Raw genomic sequence first — 18,559 nt, 5'->3', positions numbered from 1 at the left:
TGGTCGACAGATATTGAGTCCAGATGAAAATTCGAACAATGCTACTTTATTATATGATTTTATTAAAGAACGTGGGGAGGTTTTTGGACTAAAAGATCGTTTTAGAACAAATCCCACTATGAGTGACTTTATTAAACTTTTATTTAAAAGGTCAGAACAGTTTACCAAAATTGATAATAAAAATAAAAAAATTTCAGTAAAATTTTTTTACAATAGAGAACATGGCGATAATTATTTAAATTCAAAAGACTCTCAGAGGGAATGGACAGTTTTGAATTACACTAAGTCAGGTCGTTTTCCTGATAATCCAAGAGCTGATGAGGAACTTGATAAATTGGGAGACTACGGAAAAAATTCACATAAGGTCATCGGTCAAGAGTTTGATAATGTAATTATACCTATGGATACAAATTTTCACTATTATGAGCATACTTTTACTGACGAAGCGAAGGGAAAATCTAAGACATACAAAATGCTAGGAATTTCAGATTCATATTACCCTTTGGATAAAATGCTTTATCAAAACCTGACACGAACAAGAGAGAAGTTAGAAATAGTAGTGATTGAAAATTATGAGCTATTTGTTGAGATTTGTAATCTTTTAGAAAAGGTTTAGGCCTCATCTAAGCTGTCTCAAGGAATGCATCATAATATTTTTATGGTTGAAATGAGGTGATTTTATGAAAAATGAAGAATATCTTAGAGAAATTGAGCAATTCATAACACAATTAAAACAGTATATGGAAGAATCTAAAACTCTTGCTAGAAGCAACTACTGGAAGCGACACGTCATCAGAAAGATCTCAAAGAATTTTTAGAAACACTCAATCAGCAAAGTGAGCTTATAAGTGAGTTTGATGGGTTACTTTGGGAAACTATGTTATCTGAAATTAAAATTTTTTGTGACCAAACAGTAGCTATAAAATTTAAGAATGGTGTAGAGGTAGTAGAGTAATTCTAAGAAATTTTGATATAATGGGTGTAAAAAGCAGGTAAGGATAAAGTCTTATGAACGAGTTTTACTATAAACTAAAAGGGAAAATACTTAGAACTGGCCAGAAATGGGATTTACTTTCGAGTTCCCAAGCTGATATACCCCAGTTTGTCGAAAGGTATCTAAATAATGAGCCACCAAGGTTAGTGGGGAAAATACCAACTGACGAATATATTATTGCTTCTTCGGGGCCAACCATAAATGGTAGATTGAGGTCAAGTATTGTTGATGAATCGATAGAAAATATTTACCACACTCTAAAAAAATATAGCACAAAAAAAGATATTGTGGTATATCGAGGAGTTAGGATGGAAATATTAGAAAAAATGGTAGAATCAGCTCAAGTGGAAGAATATATTGATTTTAAAGAGAAAGGCTTCCTTCATACTTCTCTTGTCAAAGGATTCGAATTAAGAGATCCTTATAAAAAACTACGTATTAAAATTCCTAAAGGAACTAACGCATTTTATGTAGGAAATCTTAATGATGAAGAGACATATTATTATGAAGTCATTATCCAAAAAGGAGCCAAGTTAAAAGTGATTTCGATTGATGATTATATAAATTGCGAGTTAGTGGGTACGGATTAATAAGTTAAAAAATTTTTTAATTAAGCTTGTATCAAATTGAGAACTCATACCGATGTTTGTATCAACATTAAAAATTAGAAAGAAACTATGTCAAAAGAAATCGATATCGAATATTATCACCAACTAGCCTTGCAAAAACAAAAAGAGCATCGTAAGTTTTTAGGAAATCTAAAGAAGAAAGCTCCTAAAAATTTAGATAAAATTGCGCTTGAAATCCATCAAGAAGTTTTTAATGAAATTGATTGTACAGCCTGCGCTAACTGCTGCAAGAGTCTTGGTCCAGACTTTAAAGAAGCAGATATCACACGTATTGCCAAGTATTTTAAAATGAAATTGCCAGCCTTTGAAGCTGAGTTTTTGCAGGTAGACGAGGATGGAGATAAGGTCTTTAAATCTATGCCCTGTCCATTTTTAGGTGGCGATAATCTCTGTTCCATCTACGATGTCCGTCCCAAAGCCTGTCGTGAATTTCCACATACTGACCGTAAGAAGATTTACCAAATCAATAATCTCACAATCAAAAATACATTAACCTGTCCCGCAGCCTATCTCTTTGTGGAGAGATTAAGGGGGAAAATAGATTAAGTACTCGCATTTTATGATAAGATTCATCCTCAAATACTCTTGCTATTTGAGGGTTTTTGTATATTTATTTTTATCTGAAAATTCAAACTAAATTTCTTATTAAGTGATAAGCCCTTTTTAAAGCTTAAAGTTTTTTAAACTTTTTCTTAAAGAAAACTGATATAAGGTATCTTTAAGCGATGTTCTGTATAGTTATACCATCATCAAAGAAAGAGGTATCGATATGAACTACATAGTCATTCCAGCTTATCAACCAGATAAGCAACTTATAAAACTCATCGAAAAAATTCACGAAAAGAGTGATTTTCATATCTTAGTCATAGACGACGGCAGTTCATCAGAGTGCCAAAAAATCTTTGATAAAGCAAAACAATTTGCTACTGTCATTCGTCACCAAGTGAACCAAGGTAAAGGGCAGGCTCTAAAAACAGCCTTTACTTATATCCAAGAACAAAACATTTATGGTACGGTTGTCACAGCAGATGCAGATGGACAGCACAAGGTATGGGATATTTTCCGCACGGCTAATAAAGCTTCAGAAAATCCAAACAAGCTAATCTTGGGTGTACGTGCCTTTTCTGGAAAAGTTCCCCTTCGTAGCCGTTTTGGTAACAGCTTAACCAAAGCTCTCTTTAAACTTCAAACAGGAGTAGGAGTAACAGATACGCAAACTGGACTTCGTGCATTTACGACAAACTTGATACCGTTTATGCTTAAGATTGAAGGTCAACGTTATGAATATGAAATGAATATGTTGCTCGAAGCAACAAAAGAATACGAGATTCTAGAAGTGCCTATTGAAACTGTCTATATCAACGATAATGAGGCTTCACACTTCCGTCCAATCCAAGACGGGCTCATGATTTATAAAAATATCTTTAAATTTGCCTTATCATCTCTTAGTAGCTTTGTTGTAGACTATGTCGTTTACGCCCTAGCAATCTTGATTTTGCCGACAGTTCCGACGAGTCTACGAATCTTTCTAGCAAACGGAGTTGCTCGTGTGACTAGCTCTATTTTCAACTATTCTACAAATAAGAAACTAGTCTTTAAAAATGACGATAGCCTTGTGAAAACAGGGATGGGATACTTTGGTCTAGCAGTTGGACTCTTTGTCTTAGACACGCTACTGATTCGTCTCTTCTTTACAGTCTTTGGTATCAACCTTCTGATTGCTAAAGTTATCGTCGGCATTCTTCTCTTCACTGTCTCTTGGACAGTGCAGAAGAAATTCATCTTTAAGGAAAGGACATCAACTGTATTATGAAATTTTTAAAGAAACGCTATGCTTACGCCTCAGTTCTTGGTCTACTCTTGACAGGATCCTTTAGTTACTCAATGCTAAAGACCTTTGTCCTTGCTGAAACTATCTCGACAGTTGCCACAACGAGCACAAGTTCCAATGCTGCAGCAGCAAGTCAAGCTGCTAAAACGGCTACTGTCACTGACTCTAGTTATAAAGATGACAATATTTCTGTTAATTTGTCTGAAACGACGGTCAATAATACCCAAGTCTACGTTGCTGATATTACTCTGAGCTCATCAGATTATCTGAAAACTGCCTTCGCTCAAAATGCTTATGGAACTAACGTAACTGCAAAAACCTCTGTAACTGCAGCTGACAACAATGCCATTTTAGCAGTAAACGGGGATTACTATGGTGCTAACTCTACAGGTTATGTCATCCGTAATGGAGTAGTTTATCGTGATACTGTTCGCGAAGATTCTAGTAATGGTGACTTAGCTATTTATAAAGATGGCTCTTTCAAGGTTATTTACGAAGATCAGATCTCAGCTGAGCAACTAGTAAATGACGGTGTCGTCAATCTCTTGGCTTTTGGACCAGCCTTGGTCGAAAATGGTGAAATTGCAGTTGATACCAATACAGAAGTAGGACAGGCCATGGCTTCAAATCCTCGTACAGCTATTGGTATTATCGATGAAAACCACTATATCATCGTGGTTTCAGATGGACGTACCTCTGAAAGTGAAGGTCTCTCTCTTTATCAGCTTGCTGAGGTTATGAAATCTTATGGAGCAAAAACAGCCTACAACCTTGATGGTGGTGGATCATCTACACTTTACTTCAACGGTCAGGTTATCAATAAACCAACGACTGGTGGAAATAAAATTTCAGAAAGGGCGGTGAGTGACATTGTCTACATTGGTTACTAATTTTGGAAAAAAACGATTTAAAAAAACGGTCATTTCTTATACACTAATCACTATTTTCTTCTTTGCATTTTCTAGAATCTACGAAGCTTTTAGTTTTGGAGAAATTTCTGTTCATATGCACTATTTATTTGCAGCACCTCTTGTAGGGGGGATTCTACTAGCAATCTTTCTCAAGATTCTCCCTCATTTCTCTCGTATTAGTCTAAATCTATGGAATTCGGCAGTAGCGATTATTACAGCAGGTACACTTTTCCGCGGGATTGTCAATCTTTCAGGACGCTCAACAACCTTGGATGCACCCTACTGGTATGTTGGGATTGGGTTTGCAATACTAGCAATCGTCACTATTTTCATAAATCCAAACCTTTGGAAGAATTCTGCTAAAGCAACCAAGACGAATAGCAAAGAAGTCTATAGTCAGGTATAATTTTATAAAAAAGTAGTCGTACAGCTGATGTTCGACTACTTTTTATTGACTTTTATTTCTAAAATATTTTAAAAATATTACAAGTTCTTTTCTTCTGAAAGATACTACTTTTATATTTAACAGAATATTGTATAATATAGTGGATAAATACTGTTTTTTACACAATATATAGAAGCATCAAATACAATATCTATGTATTTGTTAGGAGAAAAAGAATGAAAAAAATATTGCTGGCAAGTACGGTTGCCCTCTCTATGGCAGGTTTTGCAAAAACGACCGTCTATGCCGAGGATTCTCAAGCCACCAATAATATTCAATCATCAGAAAGAGCTTCTTCGAATACAGTAAGCAATGAGAAGAAAAAAACAAAGCGAAGCTGAAAAAGCAACCTCTAAAACTCCTGATACCCAGGAACAATCTTCAAAAGAAGCAATAGTAGAGGTAGTTAACAAAGAAGGTTGGCAAAAAGAAAATAACCAATGGCGTTATTATGAAAATAATCAGCCTGTTTCAAATTGGAAAAAAATAGCAGGAGTCTGGTACTATTTCAATCAAGATGGTATCATGCTTAGTAGCACTATCTTTAATGATTATCTATTGAATAATAGCGGTGCTATGGCAGAATCTTCTTGGGTAAAAATTGCTGATAAATGGTACTATGCCAATGAAGATGGGAAAGTTACTCGTAATAGTTGGAAAAAGATAGCTGGAGTCTGGTACCGATTTGATGAATCCGGCACAATGTTAAGTAATACTATTTATAATGATTATCTTCTCAAGAATAGTGGTGCTATGGAAGAAAATTCTTGGGTAAAAATTGCTGATAAATGGTATTATGCCACTGAGGACGGGAAAGTTACTCGTAATACTTGGAAAAAGATAGCTGGTGTTTGGTACTATTTCAATCAAGATGGTATCATGCTTAGTAGCACTATCTTTAATGATTATCTATTGAATAATAGCGGTGCTATGGCAGAATCTTCTTGGGTAAAAATTGCTGATAAATGGTACTACGGTAATCAAGCAGGAAAAATCAATCGTGACAAGTGGGAGAAAATCAGCGGTACATGGTACTATTTTAATAAAGATGGTGACATGCTAAGTAGCCAATGGAAATCTAAATACTATCTAAAAGATAGTGGAGCCATGGCTGAGAATGAATGGATCTTTGATAAGAAATATAATAGCTGGTTCTACCTCAAGTCGGACGGCACCTATGCTGAAAATCAATGGCAGGGTGCTTACTATCTAAAATCTGGTGGCTATATGGCTAAGAATGAATGGATTTTTGATAAGAACTATGATGCTTGGTATTACCTCAAAGAGGATGGGGTATATGTAACAGGGACTTTCAAAATCAAAGGTAAAGACTATTCATTCCAAAACAATGGAAAATGGATTTCTGATACAGCAGCATACTATAAAGTAAAACCAATTACAGCAAATGTATATAGCGCTTCTGGTGAGAAACTCAGCTATATTTCGCAAGGAAGTATTGTAGCGATTGATGGTGCAGAAGCCAAAGACGGTCGACTTCCAGTCAAAATTTCAGGCCTTTCAGGATATATGAACAAGAGTGATCTAGTAGCAGTCAGCTCTGATAGTGACTTTATTCCTCACTATGCCACTGATGGTAACTATCTCTACCACGAATTGTCACCATACGCAAGTATCCGTGTAGCACCTCATAATTCATCAATGGCCATTGGCAAAAAATACTATTCAGCTGATGGTATTAACTTTGAAAACTTTACAGTTGAAAATCCTTTCTTATTTAGAGATTTAAGAAAACCAAGCAATTACACGGCTGAGGAATTAGATAAAGTCTATTCTCTTATGAATATCAAGGGAAGTCGTCTGGCAGGTAAGGGGGCAATCTTTAAAGAAGCTGAAGAACGTTATCAGATCAACGCTCTATATCTAATCGCCCATAGTGCCCTTGAAAGTTCATGGGGACGTAGCCAAATTGCTAAGGATAAAAATAATTTCTTCGGTATCGCAGCTTACGATACAACACCATATGATTCAGCTAAAAGCTTCGACGATGTTGACAAGGGTATCTTAGGTGCAGCTAAGTGGATTCGCGAAAATTACATCGATAATGGCAGAACATACCTAGGAAATAAATCATCAGGTATGAATGTTCTTTATGCTTCAGATCCATACTGGGGAGAAAAAATTGCAAGTATCATGATGAGAATCAATAGTCAACTAGGCGAAAAAGATTAAAAATCATTAAAATCGATAACGACTGTATGGTGGTTATCGATTTTGCTTATCAAGAGAAACTTGAGGAATTAACTTTATGAAACAGAATATTGAGAATATAAATAAAAGAGGAATTGATCTACGTGACTTAGGGATTGATGCATACGCTTATGATTATTCAGCAATCCCAGACTTACTTGCTATTTTCCAAGCAAACAATCTGACAATATTAGGTGGAGATGTGTTTTGCTACAAGAATGGCCAACTGACACATACTTATGATAATTGGTATTACGAGAAACAAGATCCAACTATTGATAGCAGGAAATCCATTTTTCAAACAGAAAAATATATCAGCAACTATGTTAAAGATCATGGTGAATACTATTATTTTTCAATTGTTTTAGACAATGAGGAATTTAATTTGTGACTGATTGACTTAGAAAACATTTTACAATCGGCATTGAATCAAGCGTCAAATATGAGAAATCATGTTATAATAAAAGATAGTGATTTATTTTTAGAAAAAGGATATCTATTTAATTTTTAAATATGAAAGAATAGATACAAATCCAATAAAAGAAAGGAATTTTACAGAATGGCAACTATTCAATGGTTTCCTGGACATATGTCCAAGGCGCGTCGTCAGGTCCAGGAAAATTTAAAATTTGTTGATTTTGTGACAGTTTTAGTAGATGCACGTTTGCCCTTGTCTAGTCAAAATCCGATGCTGACGAAAATCATCGGGGACAAACCAAGGCTATTGATTCTAAACAAGGCAGACCTAGCGGACCCAGTATTAACAAAAGAATGGCGTCAGCACTTTGAATCACAAGGCATTCAGACACTTGCTATCAACTCTAAAGAGCAAATTACAGTTAAAGTCGTAACAGACGCTGCTAAGAAACTCATGGCAGATAAGATTGCTCGTCAAAGAGAACGTGGTATTCAAATTGAAACCTTACGCACCATGATAATCGGTATTCCAAACGCTGGTAAATCGACTCTGATGAACCGTTTGGCTGGTAAGAAAATTGCTGTAGTTGGTAACAAGCCTGGTGTGACAAAAGGTCAACAATGGCTCAAAACAAATAAGGATCTTGAAATCTTGGATACTCCAGGGATTCTTTGGCCAAAATTCGAAGATGAAACGGTCGCTCTTAAACTTGCCCTTACTGGAGCAATCAAGGATCAGTTGCTTCCAATGGATGAAGTGACTATTTTCGGTCTCAACTACTTTAAAACCCATTATCCCGATAAGCTTCAAGAACGTTTTAAACAAATGAATCTGGATGATGAAGCTCCTGAAATTATTATGGATATGACTCGTATACTTGGTTTCCGTGATGATTATGATCGTTTTTACAATCTCTTTGTTAAAGAAGTTCGTGATGGAAAACTTGGTAATTACACATTAGATACATTGGAAGACCTCAATGGCAACGATTAAAGAAATAAAAGAAGCATTAACAAAGATAACAGATCTTAAAAGTCCCCTTTTTAAGGAATTTGAGAAAGATTCTCGCTCAGGTGTTCAAAAGGAAATTGAAAAGCGTAAGAAAGCCATTCAAGCTGACATTGATGAAAATCTCCGCTTAGAAACTATGCTTAGCTATGAAAAAGAGCTTTACGCTCAAGGTATTAGTTTCATTGCTGGTGTAGATGAAGTTGGACGTGGACCTTTAGCAGGTCCTGTTGTTGCTGCAGCAGTCATTCTGCCCAAAAATTGTAAAATAAAAGGCTTGAATGACAGTAAAAAGATCCCTAAGAGAAAACATGAGGAGATTTTTCAGGCTGTCAAAGAGAATGCCTTAGCAATCGGTATCGGGATTATGGATAATCATGTCATTGACCAAGTCAATATCTATGAAGCAACTAAACTAGCTATGAAAGAAGCTATCTCTCAGCTTGACCCTCAACCAGAACACCTTTTGATTGATGCTATGAAGTTGGATTTGCCGATTTCTCAGACATCCATCATCAAAGGAGATGCGAATTCCCTATCTATTGCAGCTGCATCCATCATTGCTAAGGTTACCAGAGATAAAATCATGGCAAACTATGATCAGGAATTTCCAGGTTATGATTTTTCTCAAAATGCTGGCTATGGAACTGCTAAGCATCTAGAAGGAATTAAAAAGTACGGTGTTACATCCATTCATCGCACCAGTTTTGAACCGATTAAAACGATCGTTTCAGAAACTAGTAAAAGATAATTAAAGGAGAGAATTATGGAGGAACAGAAGGAAATACTTAGTTCCAAGAAAGAATTTGCCTTCGCGTCCAGTACGATCTTAGCTCAAGTAGGGCGAGGTATTATTGTTGGATTAGTCGTAGGACTTATTGTAGGATCATTTCGATTTTTGATCGAAAAAGGCTTTCATATCGTTCAAGGATTTTATCAAGACCAAGAGAATCTGATACGGAATCTATTGATCATTTTATTGTTTTATATCCTCATTTGCTTACTTAGTGCCAAATTAACACGCTCAGAAAAAGATATCAAAGGTTCTGGTATTCCTCAAGTTGAGGCAGAGTTAAAAGGTCTCATGTCTCTCAACTGGTGGAGTGTCCTCTGGAAGAAATACATTCTAGGTATCTTGGCCATTGCGAGCGGACTCATGTTAGGCCGTGAAGGTCCCAGTATTCAGCTAGGTGCCGCTGGAGGAAAAGGAATTGCTAAATGGCTCAAGTCTAGCCCTGTTGAGGAGCGTTCTTTGATTGCTAGCGGAGCTGCTGCTGGACTTGCTGCAGCTTTTAATGCACCTATTGCAGGACTCCTATTTGTAGTAGAAGAAGTCTACCATCATTTTTCACGATTTTTCTGGGTTTCTACCTTGGCTGCTAGTCTAGTAGCAAACTTTGTTTCCCTTCTCATCTTTGGCTTAACACCTGTACTTGATATGCCGGACAATATCCCTCTCATGAACTTGAGCCAATATTGGATTTATCTGGTGATGGGGATTTTTCTAGGACTCTCAGGTTTTCTCTATGAAAAAGCCGTTCTGAATGTCGGAAAAGTATATGATTGGATTGGTCAAAAGATTCATCTGGATAAGGCCTATTATCCTATTCTAGCCTTTCTTCTTATCATTCCAGTAGGAATTTTCCTGCCACAGATACTTGGTGGAGGCAATCAGGTTGTCTTATCCTTAACAGAACAGGATTTTAGCTTCCAAATTCTCTTAATTTACTTCATCATTCGCTTTATCTGGAGTATGATCAGTTATGGTAGTGGACTGCCAGGTGGTATTTTCTTGCCAATTTTAGCTTTAGGATCCTTACTTGGTGCCCTGGTAGGTGTTATTTGTGTCAATCTTTGCCTCGTTACACAGCAGCAATTCCCTATCTTTGTGATTCTTGGAATGAGCGGGTATTTTGGGGCTATCTCAAAAGCACCTTTGACAGCTATGATTCTTGTAACTGAGATGGTCGGTGATATCCGAAATCTCATGCCTTTAGGTATGGTGACCCTAGTTGCCTATATTGTTATGGATCTGCTCAAAGGGGCGCCTGTCTATGAAGCCATGCTTGAAAAAATGTTACCAGAAACCGCAAGTGATGATGGAGAAGTTACCCTAATTGAAATCCCAGTTTCTGATAAGATAGCTGGTAAGCAGGTACATGAACTCAATTTACCACACAATGTGCTTATCACAACCCAGGTACATAACGGTAAAAGTAAGACAGTTAATGGATCTACAAGGATGTATCTAGGTGATATGATTCATCTCGTAATTCCAAAAAGTGAAATTGGAAAAGTGAAAGATTTGTTGTTGTAGGAAAACATATTTACATAATTTATGTTATGTCTCGTATATAGTTGGTCTAAAATTAGTAATTAAAAAGATAGACCGAGTCATATGAATCAAAACTCGATTCCTAAATAATGGTATCGAGTTTTTTATTACAATCAAATACACTGTAGAAGATTAGAAATTTTAAAACTATAAGTTCAATAAAGCAATGAATTACCAAATTTTAAGCTATTTTTCCATTATATAGCTTACTAAGACAATCCTATATATCTCCTGTAACATCTTTCCGAAAAACTATAATTTTCTTGAAAAATATATCTGGCTATGCTATACTACTAGTATAGAAAGATTTGGAGAAAAAACATGAAACGCGAGATCTTATTAGAACGGATTGATAAACTTAAACAAGTCATGCCCTGGTATGTTTTGGAATATTATCAATCAAAACTAGCTGTTCCATACAGTTTTACGACCTTGTACGAATACTTAAAGGAATACGATCGATTTTTCAGCTGGGTTTTAGAATCTGGTATATCGAATGCTGACACCATGGCAAATATACCTTTAGATGTACTTGAGAATATGACAAAGAAAGACATGGAATCTTTTATTCTTTACTTACGTGAACGTCCTTTGCTCAATGCCAATACGACGAAAAACGGGGTTTCTCAAACAACCATTAACCGTACTTTATCTGCGCTTTCTAGTCTTTATAAGTATTTGACTGAGGAAGTTGAAAATGAGCAAGGTGAACCTTATTTCTATCGCAATGTTATGAAGAAGGTTGCTACCAAGAAAAAGAAAGAAACCTTGGCGGCGCGAGCTGAAAATATCAAGCAAAAGCTCTTTTTAGGCGATGAAACAGAGGGATTTTTGAATTATATCGATGAGGAATACCCTAAAACTCTCTCAAATCGTGCTTTATCATCCTTTAACAAGAATAAAGAGCGAGATTTAGCCATCATTGCACTGCTTCTTGCTTCTGGTGTCCGTCTCTCTGAAGCCGTTAACCTAGACCTTCGAGATCTCAACCTCAAGATGATGGTGATTGATGTTACTCGAAAAGGTGGAAAACGAGACTCGGTTAATGTCGCTGCCTTTGCTAAGCCTTATCTGGAGCAATATCTTGCTATTCGAGACAAACGTTATAAGACAGAAAAGACTGATACATCTCTCTTTCTAACTTTATATAGAGGTGTTCCAAACCGTATTGACGCTTCTAGTGTCGAAAAGATGGTAGCCAAGTATTCAGAAGACTTCAAAGTCCGCGTAACACCCCATAAACTGCGTCATACACTAGCAACTCGTCTCTATGATGCAACCAAATCACAGGTTCTGGTCAGTCACCAGCTAGGACATGCAAGCACACAAGTTACTGACTTGTATACCCATATCGTTAATGATGAGCAAAAAAATGCTTTAGATAGTTTGTAAAGATACATAATATAAATTATGTAAATCAAATTTCCAAAAAAAGAAGTTGGACTAACCAACTTCTTTTTATTTTATTCAACAACCGCCTCAGCAATTTCTTCTGCAGTGATTCCTGCGAAGTAACGACCTAGGTTAATGGTTTGAAGTGCTTTAAGTACATCTTCGCGTTCGTATTTAACACCACGAAGGACATCTTCTACTGCTGCTACATCTTCGATACCGAAAAAGTCGCCGTAAATCTTAATATCTTGGATTTTGGATTCAATAACATTAGCAAAAATTTCAACCTTACCGCTTGGGAATTTAGTTCCACGACGGACATTGTATTCAGGTGATTTCCCATAGTTCCAGTCCCAAGTTCCAAACTTAGTATCTTTAATACGATTGATTTCAGCCAATTCTTCATCTGAGAATACATACTCTGTCATTTCAGGGTATTCTTTTTTCATGTATTCCAAAAGTAGGTCACGGAACTCTTCAACAGTGATCTTTTCTGGTAACTCATCGATAATATTAGTTACTCGAGCACGGACTGATTTAACCCCTTTAGATTCGAACTTATCTTTAGATACCTTTAGTGCGTTAGCTAGGACTGACAAATCCACGTCAAAGAGCAAGCAACCGTGGTGCATGATACGTCCATTGATATAGGCTTGAGCATTTCCACAGAATTTCTTACCCTCGATCTCAAGATCATTGCGGCCTGTAAATTCAGCTTTAACACCAAGTTCCGCCAAAGTGTTGATAACTGGAGTAGAGAAGCTCTTGAAGTCAAAGGCCTTGTTTTCATCTTCTTTTGAAATGATTGTATAGTTGAGGTTGTTCAAATCATGATAAACTGCTCCACCACCACTGATACGACGTACTACTTCAATTCCGTGTTCACGAACATAGTCACGGTTAATTTCTTCAATCGTATTTTGGTGACGTCCTACAATGATAGATGGTTTGTTGATCCAAAGAAGGAAGATTTGATCCTCGTCCAAAAGATGTTTAAAAGCATATTCCTCTAAAGCAATATTAAAGGCAGTGTCATTTGAATGATTGATAATGTATTTCATAGTATTTCCAAAAATCTAGTTTTTAAATTCTGTTCATAACAATCCAATTTTCTAAAGTGGTAAAAAGAAATGTAACGATAACACGTTACATTTCTCGGAAAAATTGAGACAAGAGGCTCAATTTTTAGACATGGAACTCTAATAGAGGTCGCTGCCGTCCGTACTACTTTAAGAAAATTTAGTTGAAAAACTTATTTATTTTTTCTTAGGTGAATGGATAGCCATTCCAAGAACATCCGCAAACGCTTCGTACATAACTTCTGAGTATGTTGGGTGTCCGTGGATTGTCTTAAGCATTTCTTCAACAGTGATTTCCATTTCGATGATGCTTGACGCTTCGTTGATCAATTCAGCTGCTGCAGGACCAATGATGTGAACACCAAGGATTTCACCATATTTCTTGTCTGCAATGACTTTAACAAATCCTTGAGCAGCATCTGATGCAATTGCACGTCCGTTTGCGGCAAAGTTGAATTTACCGATTTGGACATCATATTTCTCACGAGCTTGTTCTTCAGTCAAACCAACTGCTGCTACTTCTGGAAGTGTATAGATAGCTGCAGGAGTCAAGTTCAATTTGGCAACAGCGTGGTTTCCTTTAAGAGCATTTTCAGCCGCTACTTCACCCATACGGAAGGCAGCGTGAGCCAACATCTTAGTACCATTGATATCACCTGGTGCGTAGATACCTGGAACAGAAGTTTCCATGTACTCGTTAACCTTGATACGACCACGGTCTAACTCAAACTCAACTTCTCCGATACCTTCAAGATCTGGAACACGACCGATTGATAGAAGAGCTTTGTTAGCAATGATATCATCTTTTCCTTCAACTTTGATACGGAGTTTGCCGTCTTCTTCAATGATTTCTTGGAGTTTAGTACCCGTCAAGATAGACATACCTTTGCGCTCGAGGATCAAGCGAAGGTTCTTAGATACTTCAGCATCCATAGCTGGAACGATACGATCCATCATTTCGATAACAGTTACTTTTGAACCAAATGTCATGAAGGCTTGACCAAGTTCGATACCGACAACCCCACCACCGATGATAACAAGGCTTTCTGGCACTTCATTCATTTCAAGGATGTCGTCACTCGTCATCACAAGTGATGATTCCATACCAGGAACGTTGATTTTGCTTACTTTTGAACCACCAGCAAGGATGATCTTCTTAGTTTCAAGTAATTCAGAACCGTTTACCAAGACATTCTTATCTTTAGTAATAGTACCGATACCTTTATGAACATCAACTCCATAGCTACGAAGAAGTCCTGCAACACCACCAACAAGAGTATTAACAACTTTAGATTTAGTTTCTAAAAGTTTGTCCATATCAACAGTGAAGTTAGGATTTTCAATTACGATACCACGATTTGCTGCGTGACCGATATTCTCGATAATTTCGGCGTTGTGAAGGTAAGTTTTAGTTGGGATACATCCACGGTTCAAACAAGTTCCACCAAGTTCAGATTTCTCAACAAGAGCAACCTTACCACCTAATTGAGCTGCTTTAATGGCAGAAACATAACCAGCAGGTCCACCACCAATAACAACGATATCATAAGCATCATCGCTCTTACCATCATCGTTCGAAGCACTTGCTGCAGGTGCTGGACTTGCTTCTGGTGCAGATGCTCCAGCTGTTGGGATATTTTCCCCTTCTTCACCAAGATAACCGATAACTTCAGTAACAGGGACAGTCTCTCCGTCACCTTTTAGGATAGCGATCAAATAACCGTCTTCTTCTGCTTCCAATTCCATGCTGACTTTGTCAGTCATGATTTCCAAAAGGATTTCTCCTTCTTTTACAAATTCTCCGACTTTTTTATTCCATTGGACGATTTGTCCTTCTGTCATATCCACGCCGGCTTTTGGCATAATTACTTCTAAGGCCATATCTTACTTCCTCTATCTATATTTCTAAAACAAATATTTTAAACCAACATTGAGATTGGGTTTTCAATTAAAGCTTTCAAGTCTTTCATAAACTTAGCACCAGCCATACCATCTACGACACGGTGGTCAATTGTCAATCCAAGACTCATAATTGGACGAATCACGATTTCACCATTAACTACAACTGGTTTCTCAACTGTTGAGCTAACCCCGAGAATTGCTGAGTTTGGTTGATTGATGATAGGACCAAATGATTGAACACCAAACATCCCCAAGTTACTGATTGTGAAGGTTGAATTTTGCAATTCGCTAGGAGCTAGTTTACCATCCAAAGTACGTCCGATGACATCTTTGAATGCAACTACCAACTCAGACAAGCTCATCTTTTCAGCGTTGTAGACGACTGGAGTCATAAGACCATTATCCATACCAACAGCCATCGCAAGGTTGACGTAGTTGTGGGTGATAATTGTCTTGCCGTCTTCAGTCAATGAAGCATTGATGTATGGGTGTTTCATAAGTGTCTTAACAACCGCAAGTGAAAGCAGATCTGTAACAGTGATTTTCTTACCAGTTGCTTCCATGATTGGTTCAAGGACCTTCTTACGAAGGGCAAGCATCTCAGACATATCTACATCGTAATTTAGCGTGAAGGTTGGTGCAGTCAAGTAAGACTCAACCATACGTTGAGCAATAACTTTACGCATCGGTGTCATCGGAATACGCTCGATTTCACCGTATGGTGTTACGTTATCAGGAACTTCTTCCACTTTTTCGATTTGTGCAGGAGACTTAATGGTATCGTTCTCGATATTTTCAGGAAGGAAGGCTAAAACGTCTTTCTTCATAATCTTACCACGATGACCAGTTCCTTGGATTTCTTGCCAAGCAATATTATGCTCTAGTGCAATTCGTTTTGCGAGTGGTGAAATGCGAACCACATTAGTGTCTTTAAATGTTTCCACGTCTTCTTTGTGGACACGACCGTTTGCGCCTGAGCCAGAAATATCGTAGAGATTAATTCCTAAATCATCCGCTAATTTTCTAGCTGCAGGAGTCGCTCTTAGCTTATCATCAGCCATGACCTCTCCTATTCTATTACAAGATATTAAGGACGAAGAGGGCAATGAAAAAATAGGAGATTGACGATGTGTTCCATGAACACAAGGAAATCTATCTTTTTTTCGCAGACCTCCGTCCGAATTCAATTATAAGATACTAAGGGCGTTTAAAAGCGACTGAAAAATAGGAAATCTACGCAGACTTCGATGAAGTCAAGGAGATTTATCTTTTTTCCGAGCTTTTAGCCCGTGCTCTAATCTAAGATATCAAGAACGCAGAGAACTCTGCACCTAAAAGATACAAAGCTTCTCGTCTAATTAATTTTTTTACATAATTTATATTATGTGTTATTGTTTGTTATAAGTTTTACGGATTGCATCTTTGATGCTTTCAACTGTCGGAATCATTGCATTTTCAAGATTTTGTGCATAAGGCATTGGTACATCTTCACCAGCACAACGGCGAATAGGTGCATCCAAGTAATCAAATGCTTCTGATTCAGAAATGATAGCTGAGATTTCTCCGATAAATCCACTTGTCTTATGAGCGTCATTGACAAGAACCACTTTTCCAGTTTTCTTAACTGAGTTAATGATGATGTCTTTATCAAGTGGAACCAAGGTACGTGGGTCTACTACTTCTACAGAGATACCTTCTTCAGCTAACTCTTCAGCTGCTTGCATAACACGACGAAGCATTTTTCCGTAAGTTACAACAGTGACATCAGTACCTTCGCGTTTGATTTCTCCGACACCAAGTGGAATGGTGTAGTCAGGATCAACAGGCACTTCACCTTTTTGGTTGAATTCTGATTTGTATTCAAGAATGATAACAGGGTTGTTATCACGAATAGAAGACTTAAGAAGTCCTTTCATATCAGCTGGTGTACCTGGAGCTACTACTTTCAATCCTGGGATATGCGTAAACCATGTTTCTAATGATTGTGAGTGTTGTGCTGCAGAACCTACACCATTACCAGCTGCACAGCGGATTGTCATTGGTACTTGACCTTTTCCACCAAACATATAACGAGTTTTAGCGGCTTGGTTAACGATAGCATCCATGGCAATTACAGAAAAGTCCATAAAAGTCATATCTACGATTGGACGAAGTCCAGTCATTGCAGCACCAGCAGCTGCACCAGAAATTGCAGCTTCAGAAATCGGACAGTCACGAACACGTTCTGGACCAAATTCTTCAAGCATACCTACTGAAGTACCGAAGTCTCCACCGAAAACTCCGACATCTTCACCCATCAAAAGCACATTTTCATCACGACGCATTTCCTCAGACATTGCAAGGATAATGGTATCGCGGAAAGACATTAATTTAGTTTCCATATTTTCTCTACTTCTCCTTAGTCTGCGTAAATATCTTCGAATGCTGATTCTAGTGGAGGGAATGGGCTTTCTTCTGCAAACTTAACAGATGCTTCCACTGCTTCCTTGACTTGAGCCTGAATTTCTTCAAGTTCTTCTGCACTAGCAATCTTATTTTCAACAAGGTATTTGCGAAGGTTTTCGATTGGATCTTTTTCCTTCCACATATCGACTTCTTCACGTGTACGATATTTACCAGGGTCTGATGATGAGTGACCAAGCCAACGATAGGTTACACTTTCGATTAAGACAGGGCCTTTACCAGAACGAACATGGTCAACTGCTTTCTTAAATCCTTCGTAGACATCGATAACATTGTTACCGTCTTCGATAAACATTCCAGGAATACCGTAAGCAGCACTACGCTCATGGATATGCTTGACATTTGTCATTTTCTTAATATCGGCAGAGATTCCATAACCGTTATTGATACAGTAGAAAATTACTGGAAGATTCCAAATTGAAGCCATATTAACAGCTTCATGGAATACACCTTCGTTAGTCGCACCATCACCAAAGAAGCAGACAACGATTTTACCAGTGTTTTTCATTTGTTGAGTAAGGGCTGCACCTACTGCGATTCCCATACCACCACCAACAATACCGTTGGCACCAAGGTTACCTGCATCAAGGTCGGCGATGTGCATTGATCCACCTTTACCTTTACAAGTCCCTGTATACTTACCAAGGATTTCAGCCATCATCCCATTGAGGTCGATACCCTTAGCAATGGCTTGTCCGTGACCACGGTGGTTTGAGGTTATGAGGTCATCTTCGTTTAGAGCTAACATAGCCCCAACGTTGGCAGCTTCCTCACCAACAGAAAAGTGCGTCATACCGGGCACTTTACCTTTTTTTACTAATTGAGCAATTTTTAAGTCCATACGACGAATTTCTTCCATCTTACGGAACATCTCAAGCAAAAGATTTTTATCTAAAGTTGACATAATCTTGCCTTTCTAAGTTTAATTTCTTATAGTTCTATTT

Annotated in this window: 18 protein-coding genes; 13 read left to right on the top strand and 5 right to left on the bottom strand. The window is 37.5% G+C overall.

Annotation, left to right across the window (positions count from 1 at the left end):
• Window positions 1-13 precede the first annotated feature (13 nt).
• The 13 genes from QM406_RS03295 to xerS all read left to right on the top strand — a co-directional run bounded on the left by QM406_RS03295 (window position 14) and on the right by xerS (window position 12,171).
• Window positions 14-616, top strand: a complete 603-nt coding sequence (locus tag QM406_RS03295) for a hypothetical protein (protein ID WP_414273403.1) — start codon at window positions 14-16, stop codon at window positions 614-616.
• Between the two features lie 392 nt (window positions 617-1,008).
• The gene (locus tag QM406_RS03290) at window positions 1,009-1,584 is read left to right on the top strand and encodes an ADP-ribosyltransferase (RefSeq protein WP_414273402.1); all 576 of its coding nucleotides are present in this window, start codon (window positions 1,009-1,011) and stop codon (window positions 1,582-1,584) included.
• 87 nt (window positions 1,585-1,671) lie between these two features.
• The gene (locus QM406_RS03285) at window positions 1,672-2,169 is read left to right on the top strand and encodes a YkgJ family cysteine cluster protein (protein ID WP_414273401.1); all 498 of its coding nucleotides are present in this window, start codon (window positions 1,672-1,674) and stop codon (window positions 2,167-2,169) included.
• A gap of 223 nt (window positions 2,170-2,392) precedes the next feature.
• Window positions 2,393-3,436, top strand: coding sequence for a glycosyltransferase (locus tag QM406_RS03280; RefSeq protein WP_414273400.1), 1,044 nt, complete (start codon window positions 2,393-2,395; stop codon window positions 3,434-3,436).
• Window positions 3,433-4,344, top strand: a complete 912-nt coding sequence (locus tag QM406_RS03275; protein ID WP_049526308.1) for a phosphodiester glycosidase family protein — start codon at window positions 3,433-3,435, stop codon at window positions 4,342-4,344. Before QM406_RS03280 ends, QM406_RS03275 begins: the two co-directional genes overlap by 4 nt.
• Window positions 4,325-4,771 (top strand): hypothetical protein, encoded by a 447-nt coding sequence (locus QM406_RS03270; RefSeq protein ID WP_311522386.1) that lies wholly within the window; start codon window positions 4,325-4,327, stop codon window positions 4,769-4,771. Before QM406_RS03275 ends, QM406_RS03270 begins: the two co-directional genes overlap by 20 nt.
• A gap of 215 nt (window positions 4,772-4,986) precedes the next feature.
• Entirely contained in the window at window positions 4,987-5,151 is a 165-nt protein-coding gene (locus QM406_RS03265; RefSeq protein ID WP_399553129.1) for a hypothetical protein, read from the top strand.
• Entirely contained in the window at window positions 5,123-7,000 is a 1,878-nt protein-coding gene (locus QM406_RS03260) for a glucosaminidase domain-containing protein (RefSeq protein ID WP_414273399.1), read from the top strand. Before QM406_RS03265 ends, QM406_RS03260 begins: the two co-directional genes overlap by 29 nt.
• A 76-nt stretch (window positions 7,001-7,076) precedes the next feature.
• Window positions 7,077-7,409 carry an Imm40 family immunity protein gene (gene imm40 / locus QM406_RS03255; RefSeq protein WP_371558863.1) on the top strand — a complete coding sequence of 111 codons (333 nt, stop codon included), beginning with the start codon at window positions 7,077-7,079 and terminating at the stop codon, window positions 7,407-7,409.
• A gap of 168 nt (window positions 7,410-7,577) precedes the next feature.
• Window positions 7,578-8,429 carry a ribosome biogenesis GTPase YlqF gene (ylqF, locus tag QM406_RS03250; protein ID WP_320692420.1) on the top strand — a complete coding sequence of 284 codons (852 nt, stop codon included), beginning with the start codon at window positions 7,578-7,580 and terminating at the stop codon, window positions 8,427-8,429.
• Window positions 8,416-9,195, top strand: a complete 780-nt coding sequence (locus tag QM406_RS03245; RefSeq protein ID WP_371558881.1) for a ribonuclease HII — start codon at window positions 8,416-8,418, stop codon at window positions 9,193-9,195. Before ylqF ends, QM406_RS03245 begins: the two co-directional genes overlap by 14 nt.
• 15 nt (window positions 9,196-9,210) lie before the next feature.
• Window positions 9,211-10,761, top strand: coding sequence for a chloride channel protein (locus tag QM406_RS03240; RefSeq protein ID WP_414273398.1), 1,551 nt, complete (start codon window positions 9,211-9,213; stop codon window positions 10,759-10,761).
• A gap of 339 nt (window positions 10,762-11,100) precedes the next feature.
• Entirely contained in the window at window positions 11,101-12,171 is a 1,071-nt protein-coding gene (xerS, locus tag QM406_RS03235) for a tyrosine recombinase XerS (RefSeq protein WP_414273397.1), read from the top strand.
• Between the two features lie 71 nt (window positions 12,172-12,242).
• On the opposite strand, the gene QM406_RS03230 is transcribed toward xerS, so the two are convergent.
• The 5 genes from QM406_RS03230 to QM406_RS03210 all read right to left on the bottom strand — a co-directional run bounded on the left by QM406_RS03230 (window position 12,243) and on the right by QM406_RS03210 (window position 18,519).
• Entirely contained in the window at window positions 12,243-13,232 is a 990-nt protein-coding gene (locus tag QM406_RS03230) for a lipoate--protein ligase (protein WP_414273396.1), read from the bottom strand.
• A 195-nt stretch (window positions 13,233-13,427) separates the two neighbouring features.
• Entirely contained in the window at window positions 13,428-15,131 is a 1,704-nt protein-coding gene (gene lpdA / locus QM406_RS03225) for a dihydrolipoyl dehydrogenase (protein ID WP_414273395.1), read from the bottom strand.
• A 38-nt stretch (window positions 15,132-15,169) separates the two neighbouring features.
• Complete coding sequence (locus QM406_RS03220) at window positions 15,170-16,213, bottom strand: dihydrolipoamide acetyltransferase (protein ID WP_214261909.1); 1,044 nt, start codon at window positions 16,211-16,213, stop codon at window positions 15,170-15,172.
• A 327-nt stretch (window positions 16,214-16,540) separates the two neighbouring features.
• Window positions 16,541-17,533 (bottom strand): alpha-ketoacid dehydrogenase subunit beta, encoded by a 993-nt coding sequence (locus QM406_RS03215; RefSeq protein WP_075231349.1) that lies wholly within the window; start codon window positions 17,531-17,533, stop codon window positions 16,541-16,543.
• Between the two features lie 17 nt (window positions 17,534-17,550).
• Window positions 17,551-18,519 carry a thiamine pyrophosphate-dependent dehydrogenase E1 component subunit alpha gene (locus tag QM406_RS03210; protein ID WP_070460439.1) on the bottom strand — a complete coding sequence of 323 codons (969 nt, stop codon included), beginning with the start codon at window positions 18,517-18,519 and terminating at the stop codon, window positions 17,551-17,553.
• Window positions 18,520-18,559: the final 40 nt, after the last annotated feature.

The sequence above is a fragment of the Streptococcus infantis genome, from assembly GCF_047465035.1.
GTDB lineage: Bacteria > Bacillota > Bacilli > Lactobacillales > Streptococcaceae > Streptococcus > Streptococcus infantis_T.
This window is presented reverse-complemented; position numbering and strand designations above follow the sequence as displayed.

Excerpts from the sequence above, each read along its gene's own strand:
- QM406_RS03290 (WP_414273402.1), top strand. The coding sequence starts at position 1,009 with ATGAACGAGTTTTACTATAAACTAAAAGGGAAAATACTTAGAACTGGC.
- QM406_RS03285 (WP_414273401.1), top strand. The coding sequence starts at position 1,672 with ATGTCAAAAGAAATCGATATCGAATATTATCACCAACTAGCCTTGCAA.
- QM406_RS03280 (WP_414273400.1), top strand. The coding sequence starts at position 2,393 with ATGAACTACATAGTCATTCCAGCTTATCAACCAGATAAGCAACTTATA.
- QM406_RS03275 (WP_049526308.1), top strand. The coding sequence starts at position 3,433 with ATGAAATTTTTAAAGAAACGCTATGCTTACGCCTCAGTTCTTGGTCTA.
- QM406_RS03265 (WP_399553129.1), top strand. The coding sequence starts at position 4,987 with ATGAAAAAAATATTGCTGGCAAGTACGGTTGCCCTCTCTATGGCAGGT.
- QM406_RS03260 (WP_414273399.1), top strand. The coding sequence starts at position 5,123 with ATGAGAAGAAAAAAACAAAGCGAAGCTGAAAAAGCAACCTCTAAAACT.
- imm40 (WP_371558863.1), top strand. The coding sequence starts at position 7,077 with ATGAAACAGAATATTGAGAATATAAATAAAAGAGGAATTGATCTACGT.
- ylqF (WP_320692420.1), top strand. The coding sequence starts at position 7,578 with ATGGCAACTATTCAATGGTTTCCTGGACATATGTCCAAGGCGCGTCGT.
- QM406_RS03245 (WP_371558881.1), top strand. The coding sequence starts at position 8,416 with ATGGCAACGATTAAAGAAATAAAAGAAGCATTAACAAAGATAACAGAT.
- QM406_RS03240 (WP_414273398.1), top strand. The coding sequence starts at position 9,211 with ATGGAGGAACAGAAGGAAATACTTAGTTCCAAGAAAGAATTTGCCTTC.
- xerS (WP_414273397.1), top strand. The coding sequence starts at position 11,101 with ATGAAACGCGAGATCTTATTAGAACGGATTGATAAACTTAAACAAGTC.
- QM406_RS03230 (WP_414273396.1), bottom strand. The coding sequence starts at position 13,232 with ATGAAATACATTATCAATCATTCAAATGACACTGCCTTTAATATTGCT.
- lpdA (WP_414273395.1), bottom strand. The coding sequence starts at position 15,131 with ATGGCCTTAGAAGTAATTATGCCAAAAGCCGGCGTGGATATGACAGAA.
- QM406_RS03220 (WP_214261909.1), bottom strand. The coding sequence starts at position 16,213 with ATGGCTGATGATAAGCTAAGAGCGACTCCTGCAGCTAGAAAATTAGCG.
- QM406_RS03215 (WP_075231349.1), bottom strand. The coding sequence starts at position 17,533 with ATGGAAACTAAATTAATGTCTTTCCGCGATACCATTATCCTTGCAATG.
- QM406_RS03210 (WP_070460439.1), bottom strand. The coding sequence starts at position 18,519 with ATGTCAACTTTAGATAAAAATCTTTTGCTTGAGATGTTCCGTAAGATG.